Origin of the sequence: Chitinophaga oryzae (assembly GCF_012516375.2) — a bacterium.
GTDB lineage: Bacteria > Bacteroidota > Bacteroidia > Chitinophagales > Chitinophagaceae > Chitinophaga > Chitinophaga oryzae.
Map to the genome: position 1 here is coordinate 7,597,530 of NZ_CP051204.2, position 26,876 is coordinate 7,624,405.

The 26,876-nt window shown below is 50.4% G+C and carries 27 protein-coding genes; 13 read left to right on the forward strand and 14 right to left on the reverse strand.

Features of this window, described 5'->3' with window-relative positions; all coding sequences use genetic code 11:
* Positions 1–57: 57 nt before the first annotated feature.
* Both HF324_RS30135 and HF324_RS30140 read right to left on the reverse strand, forming a co-directional pair.
* The gene (locus HF324_RS30135; RefSeq protein ID WP_168807159.1) at positions 58–648 is read right to left on the reverse strand and encodes a 50S ribosomal protein L25; all 591 of its coding nucleotides are present in this window, start codon (positions 646–648) and stop codon (positions 58–60) included.
* Between the two features lie 37 nt (positions 649–685).
* Positions 686–1,642 carry a ribose-phosphate pyrophosphokinase gene (locus HF324_RS30140; protein WP_078666863.1) on the reverse strand — a complete coding sequence of 319 codons (957 nt, stop codon included), beginning with the start codon at positions 1,640–1,642 and terminating at the stop codon, positions 686–688.
* A 214-nt stretch (positions 1,643–1,856) separates the two neighbouring features.
* Here HF324_RS30140 and radC point away from each other — a divergent pair, with 214 nt between their 5' ends.
* The gene (gene radC, locus HF324_RS30145; protein WP_168807161.1) at positions 1,857–2,564 is read left to right on the forward strand and encodes a RadC family protein; all 708 of its coding nucleotides are present in this window, start codon (positions 1,857–1,859) and stop codon (positions 2,562–2,564) included.
* A gap of 55 nt (positions 2,565–2,619) precedes the next feature.
* Positions 2,620–3,603 carry a Gfo/Idh/MocA family protein gene (locus tag HF324_RS30150; RefSeq protein WP_168807163.1) on the forward strand — a complete coding sequence of 328 codons (984 nt, stop codon included), beginning with the start codon at positions 2,620–2,622 and terminating at the stop codon, positions 3,601–3,603.
* 154 nt (positions 3,604–3,757) lie between these two features.
* On the opposite strand, the gene HF324_RS30155 is transcribed toward HF324_RS30150, so the two are convergent.
* From HF324_RS30155 to HF324_RS30170, 4 genes are all read right to left on the reverse strand, one after another.
* The gene (locus tag HF324_RS30155; protein ID WP_168807165.1) at positions 3,758–4,438 is read right to left on the reverse strand and encodes a 2-C-methyl-D-erythritol 4-phosphate cytidylyltransferase; all 681 of its coding nucleotides are present in this window, start codon (positions 4,436–4,438) and stop codon (positions 3,758–3,760) included.
* A 128-nt stretch (positions 4,439–4,566) separates the two neighbouring features.
* Complete coding sequence (queA, locus tag HF324_RS30160) at positions 4,567–5,616, reverse strand: tRNA preQ1(34) S-adenosylmethionine ribosyltransferase-isomerase QueA (RefSeq protein ID WP_078666859.1); 1,050 nt, start codon at positions 5,614–5,616, stop codon at positions 4,567–4,569.
* A gap of 102 nt (positions 5,617–5,718) precedes the next feature.
* The gene (locus tag HF324_RS30165; RefSeq protein ID WP_168807167.1) at positions 5,719–7,467 is read right to left on the reverse strand and encodes an ABC transporter ATP-binding protein; all 1,749 of its coding nucleotides are present in this window, start codon (positions 7,465–7,467) and stop codon (positions 5,719–5,721) included.
* A 20-nt stretch (positions 7,468–7,487) separates the two neighbouring features.
* Positions 7,488–8,258: an AMP nucleosidase gene (locus tag HF324_RS30170; RefSeq protein WP_168807169.1), complete on the reverse strand. Its 771-nt coding sequence runs from the start codon at positions 8,256–8,258 to the stop codon at positions 7,488–7,490.
* Between the two features lie 85 nt (positions 8,259–8,343).
* On the opposite strand from HF324_RS30170, the gene HF324_RS30175 reads away from it, so the two are divergent.
* Positions 8,344–8,790 carry a type I restriction enzyme HsdR N-terminal domain-containing protein gene (locus HF324_RS30175; RefSeq protein ID WP_168807171.1) on the forward strand — a complete coding sequence of 149 codons (447 nt, stop codon included), beginning with the start codon at positions 8,344–8,346 and terminating at the stop codon, positions 8,788–8,790.
* A 139-nt stretch (positions 8,791–8,929) separates the two neighbouring features.
* Here the strand turns inward: HF324_RS30175 and HF324_RS30180 are convergent, their stop codons facing one another.
* From HF324_RS30180 to HF324_RS30195, 4 genes are all read right to left on the reverse strand, one after another.
* Entirely contained in the window at positions 8,930–10,348 is a 1,419-nt protein-coding gene (locus HF324_RS30180; protein WP_168807173.1) for a Glu/Leu/Phe/Val family dehydrogenase, read from the reverse strand.
* A 40-nt stretch (positions 10,349–10,388) separates the two neighbouring features.
* A complete protein-coding gene (locus HF324_RS30185; RefSeq protein ID WP_168807175.1) occupies positions 10,389–10,622 on the reverse strand; it encodes a CcmD family protein in 234 nt (77 codons plus the stop codon).
* The gene (gene ccsA / locus HF324_RS30190; RefSeq protein ID WP_168807184.1) at positions 10,619–11,281 is read right to left on the reverse strand and encodes a cytochrome c biogenesis protein CcsA; all 663 of its coding nucleotides are present in this window, start codon (positions 11,279–11,281) and stop codon (positions 10,619–10,621) included. Before ccsA ends, HF324_RS30185 begins: the two co-directional genes overlap by 4 nt.
* Before the next feature lie 145 nt (positions 11,282–11,426).
* Positions 11,427–12,089, reverse strand: a complete 663-nt coding sequence (locus HF324_RS30195; protein WP_168807186.1) for a heme exporter protein CcmB — start codon at positions 12,087–12,089, stop codon at positions 11,427–11,429.
* A gap of 204 nt (positions 12,090–12,293) precedes the next feature.
* Here HF324_RS30195 and accC point away from each other — a divergent pair, with 204 nt between their 5' ends.
* On the forward strand, positions 12,294–13,784 hold the full coding sequence (gene accC, locus HF324_RS30200) for an acetyl-CoA carboxylase biotin carboxylase subunit (protein WP_168807188.1): 1,491 nt from the start codon (positions 12,294–12,296) through the stop codon (positions 13,782–13,784).
* Between the two features lie 55 nt (positions 13,785–13,839).
* On the forward strand, positions 13,840–14,328 hold the full coding sequence (locus HF324_RS30205) for a GtrA family protein (protein ID WP_168807190.1): 489 nt from the start codon (positions 13,840–13,842) through the stop codon (positions 14,326–14,328).
* A 78-nt stretch (positions 14,329–14,406) separates the two neighbouring features.
* On the opposite strand, the gene HF324_RS30210 is transcribed toward HF324_RS30205, so the two are convergent.
* Positions 14,407–14,976, reverse strand: coding sequence for a thymidine kinase (locus HF324_RS30210; RefSeq protein ID WP_168807192.1), 570 nt, complete (start codon positions 14,974–14,976; stop codon positions 14,407–14,409).
* Positions 14,977–15,065: 89 nt separating this feature from the next.
* Between HF324_RS30210 and HF324_RS30215 the strand changes: the two genes are divergently transcribed.
* On the forward strand, positions 15,066–15,974 hold the full coding sequence (locus HF324_RS30215; protein WP_168861522.1) for a DUF8457 domain-containing protein: 909 nt from the start codon (positions 15,066–15,068) through the stop codon (positions 15,972–15,974).
* On the opposite strand, the gene HF324_RS30220 is transcribed toward HF324_RS30215, so the two are convergent.
* A complete protein-coding gene (locus HF324_RS30220; protein WP_168861523.1) occupies positions 15,944–17,203 on the reverse strand; it encodes a 3-deoxy-D-manno-octulosonic acid transferase in 1,260 nt (419 codons plus the stop codon). The genes HF324_RS30215 and HF324_RS30220 overlap by 31 nt on opposite strands.
* A 110-nt stretch (positions 17,204–17,313) precedes the next feature.
* Here HF324_RS30220 and HF324_RS30225 point away from each other — a divergent pair, with 110 nt between their 5' ends.
* Genes HF324_RS30225 through rfbD form a run of 6 tightly spaced genes read left to right on the forward strand, consistent with a single transcriptional unit; the run spans position 17,314 to position 23,252 of the window.
* Entirely contained in the window at positions 17,314–18,453 is a 1,140-nt protein-coding gene (locus tag HF324_RS30225; RefSeq protein WP_168861524.1) for a DegT/DnrJ/EryC1/StrS family aminotransferase, read from the forward strand.
* Positions 18,450–19,760: a UDP-glucose dehydrogenase family protein gene (locus tag HF324_RS30230; protein WP_168861525.1), complete on the forward strand. Its 1,311-nt coding sequence runs from the start codon at positions 18,450–18,452 to the stop codon at positions 19,758–19,760. Before HF324_RS30225 ends, HF324_RS30230 begins: the two co-directional genes overlap by 4 nt.
* Before the next feature lie 24 nt (positions 19,761–19,784).
* Positions 19,785–20,729, forward strand: a complete 945-nt coding sequence (locus HF324_RS30235) for a UDP-glucuronic acid decarboxylase family protein (RefSeq protein ID WP_168807202.1) — start codon at positions 19,785–19,787, stop codon at positions 20,727–20,729.
* A gap of 22 nt (positions 20,730–20,751) precedes the next feature.
* Positions 20,752–21,807 (forward strand): dTDP-glucose 4,6-dehydratase, encoded by a 1,056-nt coding sequence (gene rfbB / locus HF324_RS30240; RefSeq protein ID WP_168861526.1) that lies wholly within the window; start codon positions 20,752–20,754, stop codon positions 21,805–21,807.
* Between the two features lie 8 nt (positions 21,808–21,815).
* Positions 21,816–22,370: a dTDP-4-dehydrorhamnose 3,5-epimerase gene (gene rfbC / locus HF324_RS30245; RefSeq protein WP_168807206.1), complete on the forward strand. Its 555-nt coding sequence runs from the start codon at positions 21,816–21,818 to the stop codon at positions 22,368–22,370.
* Positions 22,371–22,385: 15 nt separating this feature from the next.
* Positions 22,386–23,252 (forward strand): dTDP-4-dehydrorhamnose reductase, encoded by an 867-nt coding sequence (gene rfbD / locus HF324_RS30250; RefSeq protein ID WP_168861527.1) that lies wholly within the window; start codon positions 22,386–22,388, stop codon positions 23,250–23,252.
* 60 nt (positions 23,253–23,312) lie between these two features.
* Here the strand turns inward: rfbD and HF324_RS30255 are convergent, their stop codons facing one another.
* Positions 23,313–24,008: a TapB family protein gene (locus HF324_RS30255; RefSeq protein ID WP_168807210.1), complete on the reverse strand. Its 696-nt coding sequence runs from the start codon at positions 24,006–24,008 to the stop codon at positions 23,313–23,315.
* A 179-nt stretch (positions 24,009–24,187) separates the two neighbouring features.
* On the opposite strand from HF324_RS30255, the gene tyrS reads away from it, so the two are divergent.
* Complete coding sequence (gene tyrS, locus HF324_RS30260) at positions 24,188–25,468, forward strand: tyrosine--tRNA ligase (RefSeq protein ID WP_168861528.1); 1,281 nt, start codon at positions 24,188–24,190, stop codon at positions 25,466–25,468.
* Positions 25,469–25,578: 110 nt separating this feature from the next.
* Here the strand turns inward: tyrS and HF324_RS30265 are convergent, their stop codons facing one another.
* Positions 25,579–26,868, reverse strand: coding sequence for an amidohydrolase family protein (locus tag HF324_RS30265; protein WP_168861529.1), 1,290 nt, complete (start codon positions 26,866–26,868; stop codon positions 25,579–25,581).
* Between the last annotated feature and the right edge of the window lie 8 nt (positions 26,869–26,876).

The window sequence follows — 26,876 nt, forward strand, 5'->3', positions numbered from 1 at the left end:
AAATTAAAAAGCCCCTCTACAAGTAGAGAGGCTTTTTCGAAAAATATTTCCAAAAGATTATTTCTTCTTAGATTCTTTTTCAGCAGCAGATTCTTCCTGACGCAGCTGACGGGTCATTACCACAGAAGCGATAGGAATACGCGGAGAGTTGGTGATTTCGATACCGTCTACTTTCACGTCTTCAACGCGGATGTTGCCATTCAGTTCGAGGTTCTCGATGTTTACTTCGATGCTCTCTACCAGGTCTTTAGGCAGGGCTTTAACTTTCAGCGCTTTCAGTTTGCTTACCAGTTTACCACCGGCTTTAACACCTACAGAAGAACCAACCAGTTTGATCGGCAGGGTTACAGACACTTTTTTGTCTTCAACCAGTTCCATGAAGTCGATGTGTGCCAGTTCATCTGTCACTACGTCGAACTGCATGTCTTTCAGTACGCATTTGTAAGTTTTAGCGCCCAGTTTGATTTCTGCGATCTGGAAAGCAGAAGTATACACCAGGTTTTTGAATGCTTTGGCAGGAGCTGAAAAATTTACAGTTTCTGCACCCCCGTAAATAACACAAGGCACTTTTTCCTCAGAACGGATCTGGCGGGTGGCTTTTTTGCCGAATTCGCTCCTGAGTTGTCCTTCGATGGTTATTGTTTTCATTGTTTAAACAGTTTATAGAAATTATAAAAATACGCTGTTATTGTTTGCGATGACTGTGCACGAACAGGCTGGTGATAGACTTGTTTTCGTGCATGTTGCGGATAGCTACCGCAAACAGGTCTGCCACAGACACCACTTTGATTTTCGAGCTTTCCGGGCGGATGGGAATAGTATCGCAAACTACTATTTCTTCCAGTACGGAGTTCTCGATGTTTTCGTATGCTTTACCGCTGAATACCGGATGGGTACAGAAAGCGCGAACGCTTCTGGCGCCTTTTTCCTTCAGCAGGTTGGCTGCTTTTGACAGCGTGCCGGCAGTATCGCAGATATCGTCAATGAGCACTATGTCCCTGTCTTTCACGTCGCCGATCACTACCATGGATGCGATTTCGTTGGCTCTTTTGCGGTGTTTGTCGCAAATCACCATCTCCGCATTGAAGTAGGACGCCACTTCGCGCACCCGGTTGGTGCTACCCACGTCAGGGGACGCAAAGGTAAGATTTTCCAGCTTTAATTGCTCAATATAAGGAATAAAAATAGCAGAGCTGTCCAGGTGGTCTACCGGGATATCGAAGAAAGCCTGGATCTGCGGAGCATGCAAATCCATGGTAATCACCCTGTTAGCCCCTGCAGAGGTAAGCAGGTTGGCCACCAGTTTAGACCCGATTGCTACCCTTGGCTTGTCTTTCCTGTCCTGGCGGGCAAACCCGAAATAGGGGATTACCGCCGTGATGTAACCTGCTGATGCACGTTTGGCCGCGTCAATCATCAGCAGCAGCTCCATCAGGTTGTCTGACGGGGCGTTGGTGCCCTGCACGAGAAAAACATAGTCACCACGGATACTTTCCAGGAAAACGGGCTGAAACTCGCCATCACTGAACTTCTGAATTTTTAACTTACCGAGGCTGTTGAGTCCGTTGCCGTATCTTTTGGCAATTTTCTCAGCCAATGCCGGATTACTGTTGCCTGTGAAGATTTTTACTGAAGGTTGCATACTGGTAGAAAAGAGGTGGCAAAACTATGATTTTTTAGGGCTACCGGCGTGATTTTTTTTCGATCAAAAGCCAAATTTTAAATAATTTTAAAATTTAAGTATTTATAAATTAATTTGTTACAATGGTTTTCCTTTATTTTTTCAGAAAAAGAAACCGGGAGAGGAATTTTTTTTCCAGCGATTTTTCGCGAAATTCGAAGAAATGCGATGCCATATGTTTGTTAGCCCGAAACCACAACCCCACGTGGCCATCCGTCAATGGGCGGATGCCGAAAAACCGAGAGAAAAACTGCTGCAACACGGCGCCGGCACCCTCACAGACACCGAGCTGCTGGCCATCCTACTGCATACCGGCCATAAAAACAAATCCGCCCTGGACCTGGCCAGGGAAGTATTGCAACTGGCACATCACAACCTGCCCGAACTGGGCCGGATCAGCGTCCGGAAGCTGCAGAAACTCAAAGGCATGGGCCGCGCCAAAGCCGTCACCGTGCTGGCCGCCATGGAACTCGCCCGCCGCCGCCAGGCAAGCCCTATCCATAAAAAAACGGTCATCCGCGCCGGCGCGGACGCCGCCCTGTTCTTTAAACCCCTCCTGGCAGACCACTCCTTCGAAACATTTTATGTCATGTTCCTCAACCATGCCAATAAAGTGCTGCAATACCGCTGTGTCAGCACCGGCGGCATGACCAGCACCGTAGTGGATACCCGCCTTATCTTCCGCGACGCACTCGAAGCCGGCGCCTGCAAACTGCTGCTCTGCCATAATCACCCCTCCGGCAGCCTGCGCCCCAGCCAGGCCGATATCCGCATCACCCTGAAAATAAAGGAACAAGGCCAGCTCTTCGACATTGACGTACTGGACCATATTATCGTGTCTGAAACAGGCTACTGCAGCCTCGTGGAAGAAGGCATGATATAAAAATCAAAAAATAACCAAATGTATTTACTTTCGCATTTATTTATTACGATCCAATATGCTCAAAATAGGAATCTTCGGGGTAGGACATCTCGGTAAAATTCACCTCTCCCAGCTTTCAACCATGAAAGACGTGGAAGTTACAGGCTTCTATGACCCCAGCGACGCCAACGCCGCCAGCGTGGCAGAACAATACAACATTCCCCGGTACACCACAGCCGAAGAACTGATACTGGCCGTAGACGCCATCGACATCGTAGCGCCTACCACCCTCCATTATAAATTATGTGAACTGGCCATCCGTAACGGTAAACACATCTTCGTGGAGAAACCCATGACCAACACCATGGAAGAAGCCAAAACACTGGTAAAACTGGTGGATGAGGCCAATATCAAATTCCAGGTGGGCCATGTGGAACGCTTCAACCCGGCCTTCCTCGCCTTAAAAGGTTATGACCTGAAGCCCATGTTCATCGAAGTACACCGCCTCGCCGAATTCAACCCGCGCGGTACCGACGTCAGCGTGATCCTCGACCTCATGATCCACGATATCGACATCGTGCTCAGCATCGTTAAATCCACCGTCAGCCGCATATCCGCCAGCGGCGTGGCCGTGATGAGCGATACTCCCGATATCGCCAACGTCCGCATCGAATTCCACAACGGCTGCGTGGCCAACCTGACCTCCAGCCGCATCTCCCTGAAAAAGATGCGCAAAATGCGCCTCTTCCAGAAAGATGCCTACATCGGTATCGACTTCCTCGATAAAAAATCAGAAATTATCAAGCTGAAAACACCGGAAGACGAAGGCCTCTTCACCCTCGATATCGAAACCAACAGCGGCAAAAAAACCATCGCTATCGATAACCCGGAAGTAAAACAATCCAACGCCATCCGGATGGAACTGGAACTGTTCCGCGACGCCATCCTGCATAATAAACCCGTGGCCGTAAACGCCATCGATGGCCTGCAGGCACTCGACGTGGCCCATCAGATCCTGCAAAAGATCAATAAAAGCCTGAACGAAACAGCAAAAGCCTAGTTTCACGCAAAGGCGCAAAGCAGCAAAGGCGCAAAGATTTTTTAAGATAAATAAGAAAAGCAAAGGAGCGGAGATCTTGTAATCTTCGCTCCTTTGCTTTTTAGCTCGCTTAATATCCTTTGCGCCTTTGCTGCTTAGCGCCTTTGCGTGAAAATCACCCGCGTAAATCCAAGAAAGCCTTTGCCATCACCAGGTCCAGCGGCTTCGTGATCTTCAGGTTGGATTCCTCCCCCTGCACCAGGTGCACCGGGTGGCCCAAGCGCTCCACCACGGTAGCTTCATCGGTAAACAACGGATCATACGGCAATTCAAATGCCGGCAATATCAGCTCCGACAAAAAGGTCTGCGGCGTCTGGATAATCCGGAAACGCTCCCGGTCCACCGCCCTGTTCTGCTCTCCTGTTACCTCACGGATACTGTCTTTCATATCTATCACCGGAATAGCGCTGCCATGGCTTAACGTAGCTTCATAACAGGTACGGACCAACGCCGGCGACACCAGCGGCCGCACCCCGTCATGCACAAACACCACCGCGTCGCCCTGTACCTGCTGCAGCCCGTTCTTTACAGAATGGAAACGGGTTTCCCCGCCCTTCACCAGCGTAATAGCCGGAATATTATCAAAAGCCTGCAGGAGGTTGTTGGCGTAACTGATATGCTGCTCCGGCAGCACCAGCACAATCTCCATCTCCGGATACGCAGTGGTGAAAGCGGCAATGGTATGGTATAGCACCGGTTTACCCGCAAGGTCCATAAACTGTTTGGGTATGGCGCTCTGCATCCTGGAACCGGAGCCGCCTGCAACAATGATGGCTGTTTTTTTTCTATTGCCCATAAACAATTACGAATTACGAGTTACGAATTACGAATTGAGGGCTTACTTACCGAAGGTTTACTCTGATAACCTCTCCGATAGTAAGCCCTCAATTCGTAATTCGTAACTCGTAATTCGTAATTCTCTTATCAGATAATCAACATAGCGTCGCCATAGCTGAAGAAACGGTATTTTTCCTTGATGGCCTGCTGATAAGCTTCCATGATCAGATCATAACCTGCAAAGGCGCAAACCATGATCAGCAAGCTGGTTTTGGGCAGGTGGAAGTTAGTCACCAGCGCATTCGGAATAGCGAAATCATACGGCGGGTGGATAAAGGTGTTGGTCCAGCCTTCTGCCGCTTTCAGGTGGTTCTGCGCAGTAACGGAAGACTCCACGGCACGCACGGAAGTAGTACCAATGGCGCAGATCCTGCGGTTTTCTTCCTTCGCTTTGTTCACCACTTTTACCGCATGCTCCTCGATGTGGAAATACTCAGCATCCATTTTGTGTTTGCTCAGATCTTCCACCTCTATCGGACGGAAAGTGCCCAAACCGGTGTGCAGCGTTACTTCTGCAAATTTCACCCCTTTGATCTCCAGGCGTTTGATCAGCTCGCGGCTGAAGTGCAGACCAGCAGTAGGTGCCGCTACGGCGCCTTCATACTTGGCGTACACGGTTTGATAACGCTCTTTGTCTTCTTCTTCCGGTTTACGCTTAATATACTTAGGCAGCGGCGTTTCACCCAGCGTGTCCAGCACCTGTTTGAACTCCTCGTCGTTACCCTCAAATAAGAAACGGATGGTACGGCCTCTGGAAGTAGTATTATCAATTACTTCTGCCACCAGTGACTCATCGTCACCAAAATACAATTTGTTGCCTACGCGGATTTTACGTGCCGGGTCAACAATTACGTCCCACAGGCGATTTTGCTTGTTCAGCTCACGCAGCAGGAAAACCTCAATTTTTGCTCCTGTCTTCTCCTTACGGCCATACAACCTTGCCGGAAACACTTTGGTGTTGTTGACAATCATCACATCCTTGTCATTGAAATAACCCAGGATATCCTTGAATACCTTGTGTTCAATTTTTCCGGTAGTGCGATTTACCACCATTAAGCGTGATTCATCTCTTGTCTTGGAAGGGTGCTGTGCGATCAGGTTTAAAGGGAGATCGAATTTGAACTGTGATAGTTTCATATTACGGTATGAATAAGAATTTTTTAGTGGGTGCAAAGGTACTGATTATTACCTATTCCATCAAAAAATGAGCTATTAATATAATAATCAGCTATATATGCATTACAATCCTTTCGGTATGGCAGCAATTAACTGCCGGGTGTAAGGATGCTGCGGATGACCATACACCTCGTCGGCCGGTCCTGTCTCCACCATCCTGCCCTTCTGCATCACCATCATCCGGTCGCTGATAAAACGCACCACCGACAGGTCATGCGAGATAAAAATACAGCTGAAGCCAAACTCCTCCCGCAACCGGATCAGCAGGTTCAGTACCTGCGCCTGTACGCTGACATCCAGCGCCGCCACTGACTCGTCACAGATGATAAAGGAAGGATCTACCGCCAGCGCCCGGGCAATCACCACCCGCTGCCGTTGTCCGCCGGAAAACTCATGCGGGTAACGGTTGAAATGCTCCGGCGACAGGTTTACCTTCTCCAGCAATTCCAGCACTTTCTCCCGCTGCCTCCGCTCGTTGCCGTACAGGCCGTGCACCTGCATGGGCTCCAGAATGGCCGCGCCGACAGACTTACGGGGGTTCAGGGAGGCATAAGGGTCCTGGAAAATAAGCTGCATATCTTTCCGCAGCGCCCGCATACCGGCGGGTGACAGGCTACGCAGGTCCTGCCCTTTATAAACAATACTCCCCCCGGTTGGTTCTATCAACCTTAAAAGAGATCTTCCCAATGTTGTCTTGCCACAGCCGGACTCACCCACCAGCCCCAGCGTTTCTCCCTGCACAACGGTAAAACTCACATCGTCTACCGCTTTGTACCATTGCAGCACTTTGCCGGTAATGCTTTTCTTTACGGGAAACCAGGTCTGCAGCCCGTGTACTTCCAGCAACGGCGGACTGGCAGCCAGCTTCGCCTGCCGGGCCTTTAATTCACCGTCACTGATCACCAGCCGGTTGACCACCTCCGCTACTGCGCCCGCCTTCTCCTGTATATTTCCCTGCGCGTCGGTCTCCATAAAGTCCCGGGTAACCGGCAATCTCGACAGGCGCCTGTCCAACGGCGGCCGGCAGGCCAGCAGTCCTTTTGTATAAGGATGCTGCGGATGCAGAAACACCTGTTGTACCGGTCCCTGCTCCACGATATTCCCTTTGTACATCACCACCACCCGTTCTGCCAGTTCCGCCACCACGCCCAGGTCGTGCGTAATGAACAGTACGCTCATATCCATCTGCTGCTGCAGTTCTTTCAGCAGCTCCAGTATAGCTTTCTGTACAGTCACATCCAAGGCGGTAGTGGGCTCGTCGGCAATCAGCAGGCGGGGTTCACAGGAAATGGCCATGGCTATCATGACGCGTTGTTTTTGTCCGCCTGACAGTTCATGCGGGTAACGGTCCATAATAACAGCGGGATCGGGCAGCTTTACCCGGGCAAACAATGCTTTCGCCTGTTCACGGGCTTCTTTCAGCGAAATGCCTTTATGCAGGCGGATAGCTTCTGTGACCTGGGCGCCACAGGTATGTAATGGATTGAGGGAGGTCATAGGCTCCTGGAAGATCATGGCAATTTCATTGCCACGGTAAGCCCTCATGGCCGTTTCGGAGAGCTGCACCAGGTCTGTCACCTGGCCGTTGGCATGGTGGTAGAGGATTTTTCCGTGGGAAATCTTTCCGGGCGCCTGGATCAGGCGCATCACGGAGAGGGAGGTCACCGATTTACCGGAACCGGATTCTCCCACCACTCCGATGATCTCTCCCCTGCCGACAGACAGGTTCAGGTGGTTGACAGCCCTGACAGTGGTATCATGTGCATGGAAGGTCACTTCCATGTCTTGTATCTCCAGGCGTGTAGCATGCATGCCCGGAAGATACAACAATTCTAAAAACGCAGGTGTTTCACGGTCTGGTGGCTGTCGATCAGCTTCTGCAGGGATTCTATACCGATCTGAAGATGACGTTCCACAAATTTGGTGGTCACTTTCTTATCGCTCTCCTCTGTTTTTACGCCTTCAGGGACCATCGGCTGGTCAGATACCAGGAGCAGTGCTCCGGTAGGGATCTTGTTAAAAAAGCCTACGGAGAAAATGGTGGCTGTTTCCATGTCTACCGCCATGGCTCTAACGCGTTCAAGGTATTGTTTGAATTCTGCGTCGTGTTCCCACACCCGGCGGTTAGTGGTGTAGCAGGTACCGGTCCAGTAGTCATAACCCAGTTCCCGGATGGTGGTGGAGATTGCTTTCTGCAGCGCAAACGCAGGCAGGGCAGGCACTTCAGGCGGAAAATAGTCGTTGGAGGTACCTTCGCCCCGTATAGCCGCTATCGGTAGTATCAGGTCGCCGATGGCGTTTTTCTTTTTCAGGCCGCCGCATTTGCCCAGGAACAAAACAGCTTTGGGGTGAATAGCGCTGAGCAGGTCCATCACGGTGGCGGCGCCAGGGCTGCCCATACCGAAATTGATGATGGTGATATCGCCGGCAGTAGCGCACTGCATAGGTTTACCTGCGCCGATCACTTCAACGTTGTTCCATTCGGCAAACATGGTAAGGTAGTTACTGAAATTGGTGAGGAGGATGTGCGACCCGAAGCGGTCCAGCTTTTCACCAGTGTAGCGGGGAAGCCAATTAGCTACAATTTCTTCTTTTGTCTTCATAGCCTTTTGACAAGCAAATATAGGGTTTTGTTCGCTATTCTCCATATTATCCCCCTATCTTCGTGCCGGCATAAATGACAAAGTATTGATCACCATTAACTTTCCACCACCGGATTTCAGGATCAGCCGGGAGCAGGACAAAGCGTTGATTTTTGACCGCTACCGGAAAAAATTCGTGCGGCTTACCCCGGAGGAATGGGTACGGCAAAATTTCCTCAACTACCTCGTCAAAACCCTGGGTTATCCGGCTTCACTGATAGGGATTGAGCGGGAGATCATGCTCGGGGAACTGAAAAAGCGGTTCGATATTGTGGTGTACAACCGCCGCATGGAGCCCTGGATGCTGGTGGAGTGCAAGGAAATGAATGTGCCCATCAGCCAGCAAACGCTGGAACAGATTATCCGTTACCATATGGTGATCCCGGCTACCTACCTCGTGATGACCAACGGCACGCATACCTTTTGCTGCACGCACAACGTGGCCTCTAAACAATGGCTGTTCCTCACCGCGCTTCCGCATTTTGAAATTTAGAAATTTGGATATTTGGGTATTGGGGTATTTAGTTGGAGTGTTTAGTTGGCGGGAGCCAATAAAAAAAGCAGCGGAAATCATTACAATCTCCGCTGCTTTTTAAATATCTAAATTTCAAAATATCAAAATATCAAAATCATCAAGGGAAGATGCCCAGCTGCTCGTAAGCGGCGCCTACTTTGTTGATGGCTACCACATAGGCGGCAGTACGCATGTCATGTATCTGCGGGTTGGCCATCATCACGTCGCGCACTTCGTGGAGGGCGGCGTGCATGGTTTCTTCCAGGCCGGAGTAAACCAGGTCTACTTCGTCTGCACCGTGAGCGATGAATTTTCTTTCTTTGTCGGATACTTTTTTACCGGTCAGGTCTTCGATGGTCTGCAGAATGTGGATATTCATGTTTTCATCGAAGCGTTTGCCCAGACGGCCGTAACGCACGTGGCTGAGGTTTTTCAGCCATTCGAAGTAGGAAACGGTTACACCACCGGCATTCAGGAACATATCGGGCACTACGATCACGCCTTTTTTGTTCAGGATCTCATCGGCTTCCGGGGTAAGCGGGCCGTTAGCGGCTTCACCGATGATTTTGGCCTTTACATTGGGCGCATTATGTTTGTCGATCACATTTTCCAGGGCTGCAGGGATCAGGATTTCGCATTCCAGTTCCAGGCCGTCTGTATTTTTATTCAGGTTGGCAGAGCCGGGGAAGTTGATGATAGAACCGGTTTCTTTTTTGTGTTTCAGTACAGCATCAGGATCGAGGCCATTTTCGTTGAAGATGGCGCCATCCCATTCGATGAGGCAGATCACTTTAGCGCCGGCTTCGTGGAAGTACTTGGCAGCATGATAACCTACGTTACCCATACCCTGTACCACTACGCGTTTACCTTCGAGGCCGGTAGAGAGGCCGAGGCGTTCCATGTCTTCCTTGATGTTGCACAGTTCGCGCAGGCCGTAGAACACACCGAGGCCGGTAGCTTCGGTACGTCCGCGTACGCCGCCCTGAGATACCGGTTTACCGGTAACGCAGCCATAACCGTCGATTTCACCCGGACGGAGGCTCATGTAGGTGTCCAGTATCCAGCTCATTTCCCTTTCGCCGGTTCCATAGTCAGGAGCCGGAACGTCTGTACCGGGGCCGATAAAGTTTTTCTTTACCAGTTCCGCAGTATAACGGCGGGTAATTGCTTCCAGCTGGAAGGGAGTATAGTTGCGGGGGTTGATTTTGATACCGCCTTTAGCGCCGCCGAAAGGAACGTTTACGATCGCGCATTTGTAGGTCATCAGGGAAGCCAGCGCCATCACCTCATCCTGGTTTACTTCATCGCTGAAGCGGATACCACCTTTACAAGGCAGTTTGTGATGAGAGTGTTGTACGCGGTAAGCTTCAATTACCTGAACACCATCGCCGATTCTTACCGGAAATTTGATCTGGTAAACGGCGTTACAAGCCTTGATCTGTTCCAGAATACCCTTGTCCCACTTGGTGAATACCGCGGCTTTGTCGAAACTTCTTTCCACGCTCTGGAAAAAGCTATAATGCTGATCTTGCGACATAATATGTATTGTTTTGGTATAACGATTAGATTATCACGGATTATTTTTTGTCCCGCTGCTCCAGCTTGCTGATCTTTCTGTCCAGGTTAATGAGGAAGAGTACAATACCCAGGAAGATGATCACTAAAACGCCTACGATCACATATATCTTGTCATTGCTGCGGAAGAACTCGTTTAAGGCCCCTTTCTCTGTATCCTGTTGTTGTGCATTTGCCAGTACAGACACCAGCAGGAGGGTGAGTGTCAGGCAAAATGAAAACGCTTTATTGATCATTTAAAAATATTTTTAAGCTCAAGTTTTTTATAGCGGACCAGCAGGCTGTAGATCCATACGCTCAGGAGGGTCCAGCCAATAAAGGCAGGGTACAGCACCAGTTTCATACCGCCATCCGTATCTTTTGAAGCAAATCCCGGCGTAGAGGCGCTTCCCGGGTGAAGGGAGTCCACCATGCGGGGGATGATATACGTCAGCGGGATGAGCAGGGCAAAAGCGAAAATGTTGAACACCGCGGAGATACGGGCCCTTTTATCAATATCATGGATAGAGATGCGCAGTACCAGGTATGCCATATAGATGAGGATGGCGATGGCCGTGCATATCTGTTTGGGATCGTCTGTCAGCGTGCCGCCCCAGGTATAGGTAGCCCAGAGGGAACCGGTGGCAAAACCCAACACGCCAAAAAAGGCGCCTACCCGTGCAGCACTGGAGGCATATACATCTCTTTTCAGATCATATTTGGACAGGTAAAGGAGAGAATTGACAACGGAGATGGTGAACATGGTATACATACATATCCACATTGGCACATGAAAAAACAATCCACGGGATGATTGTCCATTGGTTCCTATGATTGGTATCCTGATAGTGAACCCGGCGATAATTACATAAATCAGAAGCAGTATCGCTAATGCTTTCCACCAATGTCTGGCCATTTTTTAACAGCTATATTCCGGGGCAAACCTACACGTTTTATCCTTAATCGCAAAGATTTTACGCGATTTTAAGTTTATCCAAAATCCTGAATTACCCGTTAAAATCCGTTTATATAAGTAGCAGAAATATTCGATATTTCGAAAATCAGTCCTTCCACAGAAACGGGAAGAGCACCATGGTGAGGGCGATGGTCAGTAAGTCCATCCCGCCCAGCAGCAGGAACATCTTGGGCAGTCCCGGCTGGTATACCGTTACAAAAGCCGATAAAGACACGTTGGCCAGCAGCATCAGCATGGGCATCATCAGCGGGAAACCCATCACCGCCATCAGCGCCGCATTATGGTTGGCCTGTGCCGCAATGGCCGCCAGCACGGTAAACAACAGGCTGAGGCTCGTACCGCCCAGCAGCACGATCCCGACAAAATACCCGGTGTTATGAAGCGGGTTGCCCAGGAACGTAAAGCTGCATACCAGCGCTATCAGGCTCATGAGGGTCATCAGGATAACATTATAGATCAGTTTGGCCGCGATGAACACCCGCGGAGGCACCAGCGAATAGAAATATAACAACCGCCCCCTGTTCTCCTGCATAAAACTTTTGGCAATGGCGTTGACCGCCACAAACAACTGTATCACCCAGAAAAGGGCGTTCCATAATTTGTCGTCCGGTTTACCCATCATCAGGTTGATCACAAAAACAGTGGAGATGATGTACAGCAGCACGCCGTAAAAAGCGTACTGTTGCCGCAGCTCCAGCACCAGGTCTTTCCGGACCAGCGTATATATTTGGTGGATGGCAGATTTCATCCGGCGAAATTACGAATTACGAATTACGAATTACGAATTACGAATTACGAATTACGAATTACGAATTACGAATTACGAATTACGAATGAAGAGTCCTCCTATAGCAAGATTACTAACGAATCGCTCTGTAAGGAAGCCCTCCATTCGTAATTCGTAATTCGTAATTCGTAATTGCTTATATTAGCTGCTTGTTAAAAATTTTGCATGAAAAAGATCCTGGTAGCCAATCGTGGAGAAATAGCCTTGCGTATTATGCGTTCTGCCCGTGAGATGGGAATCAAGACAGTGGCCGTGTATTCAGAAGCTGACCGCACCATGCCTTTTGTACAATATGCCGACGAAGCGGTGTGTATAGGACCTGCGCCTTCCAGCCAGTCATACCTGCTGGGGGAAAAAATTATTGCGGTGGCCAAAGAGCGCGGGGCAGACGGTATCCATCCGGGCTACGGGTTTCTGAGTGAAAATGCGCGTTTCGCGCAACTGGTGGCCGATGCCGGTATCACTTTTATCGGCCCTGCGGCTGCTTCCATTGAAACGATGGGCAGCAAGCTGGCGGCCAAACAGGCGGCACAAAAATTCGGGGTACCGATGGTACCGGGCACTGAAACGCCCCTCCGCAGCGTGGAAGAAGCGCGGGAGGTAGTGAAGAAAACCGGTTTCCCGATCCTGATCAAAGCTTCCGCCGGCGGCGGCGGCAAAGGCATGCGCGTAGTCAACGCCCCGGAAGAACTGGAAGAACAGATCCGCCTGGCTAAAAGCGAAGCCCTCAGTGCCTTCGGCGACGATGCCGTTTTCATTGAAAAATATGTCGGCGCTCCCCGCCACATTGAAATACAGATACTGGGCGACCAGCATGGCAACTGCGTATACCTGTTCGAGCGGGAATGCTCTATCCAGCGCCGGCACCAGAAACTGATAGAAGAAGCGCCATCTTCTGTGCTGACGCCCGCCATCAGGGCCGCTATGGGAAAATGCGCCGTGGATGTGGCCAAAGCCTGTAATTATTACGGTGCCGGCACCGTAGAGTTCCTGGTAGACGAGCAGCTGAACTTCTACTTCCTCGAGATGAACACCCGCCTGCAGGTAGAACACCCTGTCACTGAGCTGATCACCGGCCTCGACCTGGTGAAGGAACAGATAAAGGTGGCCCGCGGCGAAAAGCTGTCGTTCTCCCAGGAAGACCTTACGATCAACGGACATGCGATAGAACTGCGTATATGCGCCGAAGACCCGGCCAACAACTTTCTGCCCGACACCGGCCGCCTGGAAACCTACATCCGACCGCAGGGATACGGCGTACGGGTAGACGATGGCTATGAACAAGGTATGGACATCCCCATCTTCTATGACCCGATGATCGCCAAACTGATCGCCTGGGGCAGCACCCGTGAAGAAGCCCGCCACCGGCTGATCCGCGCCATCGAAGAATACCAGGTGAAAGGCATCCGCACCACACTGCCCTTCGGTCACTGGGCCCTGCAGCAACCTGCGTTTATTGAAGGCCGTTTTGATACCAATTTTATCAATAAATATTATACGCCGCAAGCCTTGCTGGCAGAGCGTCCGGAGATAGACAAACTGGCTGCCGTCCTGGCTGCGCAGGTGTGGCAGCAACAAACCGTAGCTTTACAGTCAGCGACCGGTTATGAAAAGCAACCCCCATCTGCCTGGAAAAAGAGAAATATGTTAAGATAAGTTTAAATAGGTGCCCGGAAAATCCTAAAACGACTAAATTTGCGCCAGTTTTAACATGTTACGCAGGATCATACTACATATCATCGACTTCTTCTATCAGCCGTTTGCCCGGGTAATGCCCCGGCAGACCTTCCGCTACCTCGCCTGTGGTGGCGGGAATACGGCGATGGATATCCTTTTGTACTTCATCTGTTACAATTTTGTATTACAGAAGGAGATGATCCATCTGCCTTTTATTGATATCAGCGCGCACATCGCTGCCCTGTTTATGTCGATGGCCGTGACTTTCCCCACAGGCTTCCTTCTGAGCAAGTACGTGGTGTTCTCCGAGTCCAATCTCAGGGGCCGGGTACAGCTGTTCCGTTATTTCCTGCTGGTAGGTATCTGCATCCTGCTCAACTACTTCCTGATGAAGCTGTTTGTAGACAGGCTGCACTTCTACCCTACCATCGGTAAAATCTTCACCACCGCGCTGGTGGTCATCTTCAGCTACCTTACCCAGAAAAAATTCACGTTCAAAGTAAAACAGCAATCCGCGGGTTGACATCCCGGAGTTGACATATTTTAAAAAAAGCAGGCCGGTCCCCAGGGAGACCGGCCTGCTTTTTTATGGATGATCCTGTTATTTCACTTCATAATAACAATGCCGGCAGCGGGGTTCGTACAGGTCTTTTTCCCCCAGCAGCAATGTTTCTGTTTCCGCAGATTTGCGGTAAGAGTAGTTGGCGATATTTCCGCAACACACGCAGATGGCGTGCAGTTTGGTGATATAATCGGCCTTGGCCAGCATAAACGGCATCTGCCCGAAGGGCTTCCCGGTATAATCCATGTCCAGCCCCGCCACGATCACCCGAATACCCTGTAATGCCAGTTTATCACATACATTGGGCAGTTCCGCATCAAAAAACTGCGCCTCGTCTATTCCCACCACATCTACGTCCTGCGCCAGCAGCAGCATCTGCTGTGAGTTGTCGATAGGCGTGGAAACAATTTTATTCTCGTCGTGCGATACAATGCTACCTTCGTCATAACGTGTGTCAATCACCGGTTTAAAGATCTCTACCTTTAAATTGGCGATACGGGCACGCTTCAGGCGGCGGATGAGCTCTTCGGTTTTTCCCGAGAACATAGAGCCGCATATTACCTCGATCCAGCCTCTCCGTCCTCCTGCAAGAGAAGGTTCAATAAACATATTGTATTATTTTGATTATTAATTAATTAAAATACGCTAATTTTATCCAAATAAAATAATTCCTATCACTAAGCGTTAACAATTAAGGCATGGAAAAAATAAATGCATTAATTGAGAAGTTACAGGAATTGAAAAATTCCGGTGCAGACCTGCAGGCGATATCTTACTATGTACAGTTGCTGCAGGCGGAGGTGTTGTATGTGCGCAACAAACAACAGCAGCAGGAAATGCAGAACAGACAAGACATTGCTGTGATCATGCCCGTGCAGCCCCCCATGTCCGTACCGGTTACAACCGCAGCGCAAACTACAACATTACCGGCAGATAAACCGGAAGTCCCGGCTGCAGGTTATCCACAATCCGCTGTGACAGCAGACCCTGTTCCTTCCAAACCGGAACCGGTGATAACGGCCCAGCCGATCCCTACGCTGGCAGCCAGTATGCCCCCTCCCGCCGCCAGGGAACCGTTACCGGAACCCGCTTCCAGGGAAGTCCCTGCCAGGGAAAAAGAAAAGGAAAAAGCGCCCCCTCCCGCTACACTGTTCGACCAGGCACCCGAACCGGAACCCGTACCGGCTCCTGCTCCTGCCCCCACACCTGCACCATCACCGGTACAAACACAGGCAAAGGCGCATGCAGTACCTGATACACATGGTATCCGCAAAGACCTGAACGAACTGGTAGGCAACCATAGCGGTCTCTCCCTGAATGACCGCCTGCGGCAGCAACAAATGGAAGTAGCCCAGAAACTGGGGGACATGCCGGTAAAAGACCTGCGCGCCGCCATTGGCATCAACGACAAGTACCAGTTCATCCAGGAACTGTTCCGCGGCGATACCGATCTCTACGAACGTTCCGTCAAAACCATCAATGAGTTTAACTCCCTGCAGGAAGCCGATTACTGGATACAGCGGGAGATCAAGATCATCCAGGGATGGCAGGACGACCACCACCTGGTAAAACACTTCTATTCCCTGTTGAGAAAGCGGTTCTCCTGAATATATTGCAGGATTTTCTCCGTAGCCCCTTTATTGTCCTTTACATAGTTGCCCGCTATGGAAGCGGTTTCCTCATAAAAAGCAGGCTCGTTCAGCAGCCGCTGCATATAGTCTTCCAGGTTGGTAAGTCCTGACACCACCAGGGCGCCTTTGAGCGCCACCAGTTCCACGGCTTCAAAGTATTTGCTGTATTCCGGTCCTATGATCACCGGTTTGCTGTATACCGCCGGTTCCAGCAGATTGTGGATACCGTCTTTTCCGAAGCCGCCGCCTACGTAAGCCACATAGGCATAGCGGTACAGGGTGGTTAACATCCCGATATTATCAATAATGAGCACGTCTGCAGGCGGGGCGCCCGCTTTCAGTGCGGAGTAGGTCACCGCTTCCGGGAAAAGGGCCTGTACCTGCCGGATATGGGATTCATGGATTTCATGGGGCGCGATGATCATTTTCATGCCGGGGCGGGTTGTTTGCCGCCACCATGATGCCAGCAGCTGTTCGTCTTCCGGCCAGGTGCTGCCTGCCACGAGCAGGTGGCTGTTGCCCGCCAACTGCGCCACCAGCGGTAAAGCTGCTTGCTCCGTGAGCAGCGCCGCCACCCGGTCAAACCGTGTATCCCCGCTGATGCTGGCCGTACGGATGCCGATGCCCTGCAACAGGCGCATGGAGCTTTCATTTTGCACGAAGATGTGGGTCAGCTGCTGTAACAGCCGGCGGAACATGCCGCCATAGCCTTTAAAAAAGAGCTGGTTTTCCCGGAAAATACCCGAAACGAGCAGTACCGGTATTTTTCGTGTATACAGTTCCGTGAGGAAATGATACCAGAACTCATATTTAATAAAAAGCGCCAGCGCCGGCCGGGCGATGCTGATGAAATCCCGTGCATTGCGGCGGGTATCCAGTGGTAGGTAGTATATGTAATCGGCGCCGGGGTAGTCTTTTCTCACTTCGTAGCCGGAGGGGGAAAAAAATGTTAACAAAATTTTATAGCCGGGATATTGCCGCCGGAGCGCCTCCAGTACCGGCCGGCCCTGTTCAAACTCCCCGAGGGAGGCGGCATGTACCCAAATCAGCGGGTGCCGGCCCATACCGGCCTGCTCCATCCGGGAACGCCAGTGTTGACGGCCATCCAGCCATAAAGATGCCTTCTTTTTGCCGCCCATGGCTGCCAAACCTACTCCTGCCCTGTACAGCCGGATACCGGTATCATAAATTGCCCTTGCTAACATTCGCCTGCGTACTTTTACTGAAATTTAATCGTCCTGCAAAGATAATCCCCACCCAATCCCAAAATTTGTAAATTTGCACACTTTAAACAAAATAAAAATATACATAGCATATGGTGCCTATTCAGATGGTTGACTTGAAACGCCAGTATACGAAGATTAAACCGCAAGTGGATGCCGCCATCCAGGAAGTGCTGGAATCCGCTGCTTTTATCAATGGCGGAGCGGTGCAGAAATTTGCGGAAGAGCTGCAGCAGTATCTGGACATCAAACATGTGATTCCCTGCGCCAACGGCACCGATGCCTTACAGATAGCGATGATGGCACTGGACCTGCAGCCCGGTGACGAAGTGATTACCCCTTCCTTTACTTTTATCGCTACCGCCGAAGTGATCGCCCTGTTGCAGCTGAAGCCTGTATTCGTGGACGTGGACCCGCAGACTTACTGTCTCGATGTGGCGGCAGTGGAAAAAGCCATCACCCCTAAAACAAAAGCGATCGTACCAGTACATCTTTACGGTCATGTGGCAGACATGGAACCGCTGATGGCGGTGGCAGCCAAACATAACCTGTACGTGATCGAAGATAACGCACAGGCCATCGGCGGCAACTATACTTTTGCAGACGGCAGCGTGAAGAAAGCCGGCACCATTGGCCATATCGGCTGCACCTCTTTCTTCCCTTCCAAAAACCTGGGATGCTATGGCGACGGCGGCGCCCTGTTCACCAACGACGATGCGCTGGCGGCCAAAATCAGGATGGTGGCCAACCATGGCCAGTCAGCCCGTTACTATCACGATGTGGTAGGGGTCAACTCCCGCCTCGACTCCGTACAGGCAGCCGTATTGCGTATCAAACTGCCGCTGCTGGATGAATACATCAATGCCCGCAGAGCCGTGGCAGACGCCTACGACGCCGCTTTTGCCGATATGCCGCAGGTCACCACACCTTACCGCGCCCCCAACAGCTACCATGTGTTTCATCAATATACCCTCCAACTGAATGGCGCAGACAGAAACAAGCTGCAGGAATACCTGGCAACAAAGCAGGTGCCTGCCATGATCTATTACCCTGTGCCGGCTCACCGCCAGAAGATGTTCGAGCATTTTGGCGGCGCAGCCTTTGACTTACCCGTAACCGATAATCTCACCACCAGGGTGATTTCCTTGCCGATACACACTGAAATGGACAAAGATCAGTTAGATCACATTATTCATTCTATCAAATCATTTCTAAACAATTCCCCAGCATGAAGATTACAGTAGTAGGCACTGGTTACGTAGGACTGGTAACCGGTACCTGTTTCGCAGAAACAGGAAATGATGTTACCTGCGTAGATATCGATGTCAACAAAGTAACAAAGCTTTCTTCCGGTCAGATCACTATTTATGAGCCCGGACTGGAAAAACTGTTTGAACGTAACCTCAAGGAAGAACGTTTATTTTTTACCACCAGCCTGGAAGAAGGCATCCGTGATGCAGAAGTTATTTTTCTGGCATTACCAACACCTCCTGGCGCGGATGGCGCTGCCGACCTGTCTTTTGTACTGAAAGTGGCAGAACAGCTGGGTAAACTGATGACCGATTACAAGGTAATCGTAGATAAAAGCACCGTGCCTGTAGGTACCGCTGAAAAAGTAACGGCGGCTATCGCTAAAAACTGTAAATCGCCTTTTGACGTAGTGTCCAACCCGGAATTTCTGCGGGAAGGTGTGGCTGTTGACGATTTTATGAAACCCGACCGTGTGGTTATCGGCACTAATTCCGAACGGGCTCGCAAAGTTATGGGTGAGCTCTATGCCCCTTTTGTAAGGCAGGGCAACCCGATCATATATATGGATGAAAAATCCGCCGAGCTGACCAAATACGCCGCCAACTCTTTCCTCGCCACTAAAATCTCTTTTATGAATGAGATAGCCGTGCTGTGTGAAAAACTGGGGGCCGACGTAGACATGGTCCGCAGGGGTATCGGCAGCGACGACCGCATCGGAAAACGGTTCCTGTTTCCCGGTATCGGTTACGGCGGCAGCTGTTTCCCGAAAGACGTGCAGGCTCTGGTAAAATCGTCTGAAGACGTCAACTACGACTTCCGTATACTGAACGCCGTGATGGATGTTAACGAAAAACAGAAACTGTTTCTGTTGCCCAAAATAAAAGCCTATTTTAACGATGACCTGAAAGGCAAACACTTCGCTTTATGGGGACTGGCCTTCAAGCCCAACACAGACGATATCCGGGAAGCGCCTGCCTTGTACATCATCGATGCACTGCTGGCTGCCGGCGCCACGATTACGGTGTTTGACCCCGAAGCCATGGAAAATGTTAAACAGATCGTAGGCGATAAAATAACTTATGCAGAGCACCAGTACACCTGCCTTGAGCAGGCGGACGCACTGATCATCGCCACAGAATGGAGCGTGTTCAGGACACCGGATTTCCACAAAATCTCCGCTGCCCTGAAACACAAAGCGATTTTCGACGGCCGTAATCTTTTTGAAGTAGCGCGCATGAGAGAAATGGGATACCATTATGAGAGCGTTGGTCGCGCTGCCATCGCTTAACCGATCATTACATACCTTTAATAAATGGAAAAAAAGAGAATCCTCATAGCCGGCGCAGCCGGCTTCCTGGGCTCGCATCTCTGCGATCGCTTCATTAAGGAAGGCTTTCATGTGATTGCCATGGACAACCTCCTCACCGGGAATATCAAAAATATAGAACACCTGTTTCCCCTACAGGACTTTGAATACTATCATCACGACGTTACCAAATTTGTCCATGTTCCGGGAAAACTGGATTATATCCTGAATTTCGCATCGCCGGCCAGCCCGATCGACTACCTGAAAATGCCGATCCAGACCCTGAAGGTAGGATCGCTGGGTACACATAACCTGCTGGGGTTGGCTAAGGAAAAGAAAGCCCGCATCCTTGTGGCTTCCACTTCCGAAGTATATGGCGATCCCAATGTACATCCGCAAACAGAGGAATACTGGGGTAATGTAAACCCTGTAGGCCCGCGCGGTGTATATGACGAGGCTAAAAGATTCCTGGAGTCCATTACAATGGCCTATCATAATTTCCATGGCGTGGAAACCCGGATCGTCCGTATCTTTAATACCTACGGCCCACGCATGCGCCTCAATGACGGCCGCGCTTTACCGGCCTTTATGAGCCAGGCGCTGAGCGGGCAGGACCTGACAGTGTTTGGCGACGGCAAACAAACCCGTTCCTTCTGTTATGTAGACGATCTCATCGAAGGCATTTACCGCCTGCTGCTGAGCGACTACCATCTGCCGGTAAACATCGGGAACCCGGAAGAGATCACGCTCAACCAGTTTGCGGAAGAAATTATTGCACTGACAGGCTCCAAACAGAAGATCGTTTATCATCCGTTACCAAAAGACGATCCGAAACAACGGCAGCCGGACATCACCAAAGCCCGGACCCTGCTGGGCTGGGAACCGAAGGTAGGCAGACAGGAAGGCCTGAAGATCACCTTCGAATATTTCAAACAGGCATTATTAAAATAAGAAAACAACTATTCATCATTCCATGAAACGAAGCATACTAATTACAGGTGGAGCAGGCTTCATCGGTTCACATGTAGTCAGATTATTTGTTACAAAGTATCCCGACTACCAGATCGTGAACCTGGATGCGCTGACCTATGCCGGTAATCTCGAAAACCTGCTGGATGTTAAAGATCTCCCTAATTATATTTTTGAAAAGGGAGATATTACAGACGAAGCCTTTATCGATCAGCTTTTCGGGAAGTACCAGTTTGATGGTGTGATACATCTCGCTGCAGAAAGCCATGTGGACCGTTCTATTATGGACCCGCTGGCTTTCATCAAAACCAATGTGCTGGGGACGGCCGTATTATTGAACATCGCCCGTAAATACTGGAAAGACAACATGGAAAACAAACTGTTTTATCATGTGTCTACCGACGAGGTGTACGGTTCGCTTGGCGAGGAAGGACTTTTCCATGAAACGACTGCTTACGATCCGCGTTCGCCGTATTCAGCCTCCAAGGCCAGCTCCGATCACTTTGTGATGGCATATTATCACACTTATCATCTCCCGGCCATTATCTCCAACTGTTCCAATAACTACGGGTCACATCATTTTCCGGAGAAACTGATCCCGCTGGCCATCCATAATATCAAAAACAATAAGCCGGTGCCCGTATATGGTAAAGGAGAGAATGTTCGCGACTGGTTGTATGTCAACGACCATGCCCGCGCCATCGATACCATCTTCCACAAGGGAAGGATCGGCGAAACCTACAACATCGGCGGTTTCAACGAATGGAAAAATATTGACCTGATACAGCTGCTGTGCCGTATCATGGACAAAAAACTGGGCCGCCCCGAAGGTACCTCCGCCCAGCTGATCACCTATGTGAAAGACCGCGCCGGCCACGACCTGCGCTATGCCATTGATGCCACCAAGCTCAACAAGGAACTGGGTTGGGAACCATCCCTTCAGTTTGAAGAAGGACTGGAGAAAACGGTAGATTGGTATCTTGCCAACGAAGAATGGCTGCAGCACGTCACCAGCGGCAATTATCAGAAATACTATCAGGAGCAGTATCAAAAGCGATAATTACAGTTATGCCTTTTACAGAAACCGGCTTTCCCGGATTAATCATATATGAGCCGCCTGTCTTCGGAGATCACCGTGGATATTTTTTCGAAAGCTACAACGCCAACACATTCCTTGCCGCTGGCCTGGAGTATAATTTCGTACAGGACAATCAGGCACGCTCTACCTACGGCGTACTGAGAGGTTTGCACTATCAGCTCGAACCACATGCCCAGACCAAGCTGATCAGGGTGCTGGAGGGCAGCATTATGGACGCCGTGGTAGACTTGCGGACAGGTTCTCCAACTTATGGTAAATCCTATGCAATAGAACTGAGCGCGGCCAACAAACTCCAGCTACTGGTACCAAAAGGTTTCGCCCATGGTTATGCCGTTATCAGTGATACTGCTGAGGTGATGTACAAATGTGATAACTTTTATCATAAAAGCAGTGAAGGCGGAATTATCTATAATGATCCGGCACTGAACATCAACTGGGGCATTGACCTGGAGAAGGCACTGGTATCAGAAAAAGACCTCCTGCTGCCTAAACTGGCGGACGTTACCCATAATTTTGTCTTTTAACAGCAGCTATTTGCCATGAAAAATATTCTTGTTACCGGCGGACACGGCCAACTGGGACAGTCCCTGAAAAAAGCGGCCGAAGCCTATCCTCAGTTCCACCTGCATTTTACCGATGCCGGCGAACTGGATATCACTGATACGGAATCGATAGCCGCCTGGTTCAGCACTCACCAGGCAGACGCCTGTATTAACTGTGCCGCCTATACGGCAGTGGACAAAGCAGAATCCGACGAAGACAATGCTTTCCTGCTCAACTTCCAGGCGGTGCTGGCACTGGCGGAAGCCTGCGCCCGGCACAACACGCAGCTGATACACATTTCCACCGATTATGTGTTCAGCGGAAAACAGAACGTTCCCTATACAGAAACAGACGATACCGACCCGCAGAGCATCTACGGCGCCTCCAAACTGCGCGGAGAAGCCGCGGCCACCGGGTACAATCCCGATACCATCGTGGTACGTACCTCCTGGCTGTACTCCGAGCATGGCGTCAATTTCGTAAAACGGATGCAGGAACTGATGCGGGAAAAAGAGGAACTGAGCGTCGTATTTGACCAGGCGGGCACGCCCACCTATGCCGGCGACCTCGCCACCGCCATTCTGGACATCCTGCAATACAAGGCAGATCATCCACAGGATGAACTGGGCGGCGTGTACCACTACAGTAATGAAGGCGTTACCAGCTGGTATGACTTCGCGGTTACGATCAAGGAACTCACCGCCGCCACCACCAGGGTGCTGCCCGTGACTTCTGACAAGTACAAGACAGCCGCTGCGAGACCAGCCTACAGCGTACTGAATAAAGAAAAAATCAAAAACACCTTCGGCATACAGGTCCCCTACTGGCGTGACAGCCTGGTGAAATGCCTCCGGCAGATGTAAATAAAGAACGGCCTTGTAGTGATACAAGGCCGTTCTTTATTTATGAATTTTTTTATCTGGTTATTTTTTGAAACTGGTGATCATCGTTGATCCGGCTTCTTTTCCTTCCCTGTAAGATATCGTTTTCACTACCCCGAATCCCGGTGCAAACCATTCCGTAGCGGTGAGTTCCATCGGAACGCTGTTGCCCAGCATCTGCATTTTAAACGACAGGTTATAACTGATTTTGAAACAGTTCCAGCTGCCCGCCGGTGTGGTGATCTTCTCTTTGCCCATTACTTTCCGGTTGTTCACGGTATAGGCCACGCCTACTTCCATGCCGCCCATATTACCGGCCATTTCAAATGTACCGCCCTTTAGTTCCTGTCCCGCCTGCATGTTTGCCGGATAGTTGAGAAAGACATTGGTGGTTTTGGCCTCCATCTTCAGGTCTTTCAACTGTGACAGGGAAGGCATACCTACCTTCATATCTATGGCCACCCCGTCGCCGGTGCATTTGAAGCTGCCCTGGCTGGTGGTGATCATATTGTCGGATTTGTCGAACACCGTCGCCGTAAAGTCGGAGGCCGTACCCGTTGCCTCTTTGCGTACATTGCTCACCTTATAAAGGGTTTTACCGATCGGCGCATTGCTGCCGTCAAACACCGTCATTTCCACCTGCGCGTTGTTCAGCAGGTAATAATAACCGCCGCAATCCTGCGCAGAAAGAGAACCGGCCACGAGTAACAGCAGGATAAGACACCATCCTTTTTTCATATCAAATAAATTTTGCAGATAATATATAACAAGATGACTGAATATGATTGTGATCAACCGGCTACCGGCTTCGGTTAAAAATACGGCATTTCTGTAACCTGCCGAAAAAACAGTCCTTTACACCTTATCTCCCCTGTTCCCACATTTTTGTGTAGGTTTGCAAAAATTGTTATTGAATCATGAATCTGATAGAAGAACTGCGCTGGCGGGGTATGCTACAGGATATGATGCCTGGCACTGAAGAGCAACTGCAAAAGGAAATGACCACTGCTTACATTGGTTTTGATCCTACTGCAGAGTCATTGCACATCGGCAGCCTGGTACCCATCCTGCTGCTGGTGCACCTGCAAAAGGCAGGACATAAGCCCCTGGCGTTAGTAGGCGGCGCTACCGGTATGGTGGGCGACCCCTCATTCAAGGCAGAAGAAAGGAAAATGCTCGACGACGAAACCCTCCGGAGAAATGTGGAAGGTATCCGTAAACAACTCGAGCGCTTCCTGGATTTCGATCCTGCCAAACCTCATGCGGCGGAAATGGTGAATAACTACGACTGGTTTCAGCACATTTCCTTCCTCGACTTTATCCGCGATACGGGTAAGCACATCACTGTTAACTATATGATGGCCAAAGATTCTGTGAAAAAAAGAATCGAAGGCGATAACGGGATGTCTTTCACCGAATTTACCTATCAGCTCATCCAGGGATACGACTTCTTTCATCTGTATACCGCCAAAAACTGCAAACTGCAGATGGGCGGCTCCGACCAATGGGGCAATATCGTTACCGGCACAGAACTGATCCGCCGCAAAGTGCAAGGCCAGGCTTTCGCCTTTACCTGCCCGCTGATCAAAAAAGCAGACGGCACCAAATTCGGTAAAACCGAACAAGGCACCGTATGGCTGGACCCGAAAAGGACTTCGCCCTATGCGTTCTACCAGTTCTGGCTGAGGACTACTGACGTAGACGCAGAAAGCTATATCAAAATTTTCACCTTCCTGGAGAAAGCAGAGATAGATGCTCTTATTGAAGAACACCGCCAGGATACCGGCAAACGCGTTTTACAAAAAAGGCTGGCGCAGGAGGTAACTACTTTCATCCATGGCGAAGAAGCCTATAATAACGCGGTGGAAGCATCTTCCATCCTCTATAATAAAAACACCGCAGAAGCGCTCCTCGCTTTGTCTGAAGAAGATCTGATGGATGTAACGTCAGAACTTCCACAGCACGAAATTGCCAAAGCCGACCTTGAAGCCGGCAAAGACATCGTTAGTTTCCTCGCAGAAACCGGTATCTTCCCCAGCAAGGGAGAAGCCCGCAAAACAGTACAGGGCGGTGGTGTAAGCGTTAACAAAGTAAAAGTGCCCGGCATTGAAATGGTCGTCAACACTACTTCGTTACTCAGGGATAAATATATCCTGCTGCAAAAAGGGAAAAACTATTTCCTCGTAAAAGCAGTGTAAACAATTACGAATTACGGATTACGAATTGAGGGCTTCCTTGTAGAGCGGTTATTAAGTAACCTTTCTAACAGGAAGCCCTCAATTCGTAATTCGTAATCCGTAATTCGTAATTACTTTATCTGGTATTTCTGTTGATATTTTTCATACAGCTGATGCTGTTTGTTGTCCAGGTTGATTTCCCGGCCCTGGATAAAAGCGCGGGTGATCACACTGGACTTCATATCCAGCATATCGCCGGTGCTGACAGCGATATTGGCGTCTTTACCGGTTTCCAGTGAGCCGGTGATTTTATCGATGCCCAGTATCTTAGCGGCATTCAGCGTTACGGCAGACAGCGCCTCTTCACGGCTCAGGCCAAAAGCGCTGGCGGTACCGGCTTCAAAGCCGAGATTGCGCTGTTGCCAGAAACCTTCGTTGCTCAGGCAGAACAGCACACCGGCTTTCTGTAACTGCGCGGCTGTTTTGTATGGCTGATCGATATCGTCGTCGGCCATCAGCGGCAGGCTATGCGGCTGCGTGAGCACCACGGCGATGTTGTTTTGCTTCAGCAGGTCTGTGATCTGCCAGGAGTCGGCTCCCCCCACGATCACCACGTCCATGTTGAACTCTTTGGCAAAATCGATGGCTATCAGCATTTCCTTTACCAGTTCACAGTGGATGAACAGCTTCTGCTCGCGGTTGAACAGCCGGCGCATCGCCTCGAATTTGATATTGGTGGCGGCATGTTTGTTTTCCTGCAGGTAAGCTTTGGCTTCGCGGAAAAATACCCGCACCGCTTCTACTTTCTCCAGCCCTTCTTTCACGGGGTCTCTGGGCTGCGGGCCTCTGAAACCACGGCCGCCGGTATTTACCAGGCGGGGAATAAAGAAATGCAGCGCGTTGTCCGTCTTATAAGCGGCATCTTCCCAGTTCCAGGCGTCCAGTTGCACGACGGAGGAGGTACCGCTGACGATGCCCCCTTCGGGCGTTACCTGTGCCAGCAGTATACCGTTGGACCGCAGCGTGTTGATCACCTTGGAATCGGTATTATAAGAGATGAGAGAGCGGATGGAGGGGTTGATTTCTCCTACCTCGCGGGCGTCGATGGTGGCTCTTACGCTTTCAAACTCCACGAGGCCCAGTTTAGTGTCCGGCGCGATGATGCCGGGATACACATGTTGTCCTTTCATGTCCAGCACGGTAGCATCGCCGGAGGCGGACACGCCTGCGCCAACAGCGGTGATTTTACCTTTGGCGAAAGCGATGGTCCCGTTTTCGATCACCTGGCCGTTGCCCACATGGATAACGGCGTTAGTGAGATATACCGGCTTGTCCTGCGGGCGGGCCGGCAAAATGGTTTCCTGGGCATAAGCGGAACTTGCGCCGAAAGCCAGGGCCAGTAGATATATGCTTCTTTTCATGATGTTAC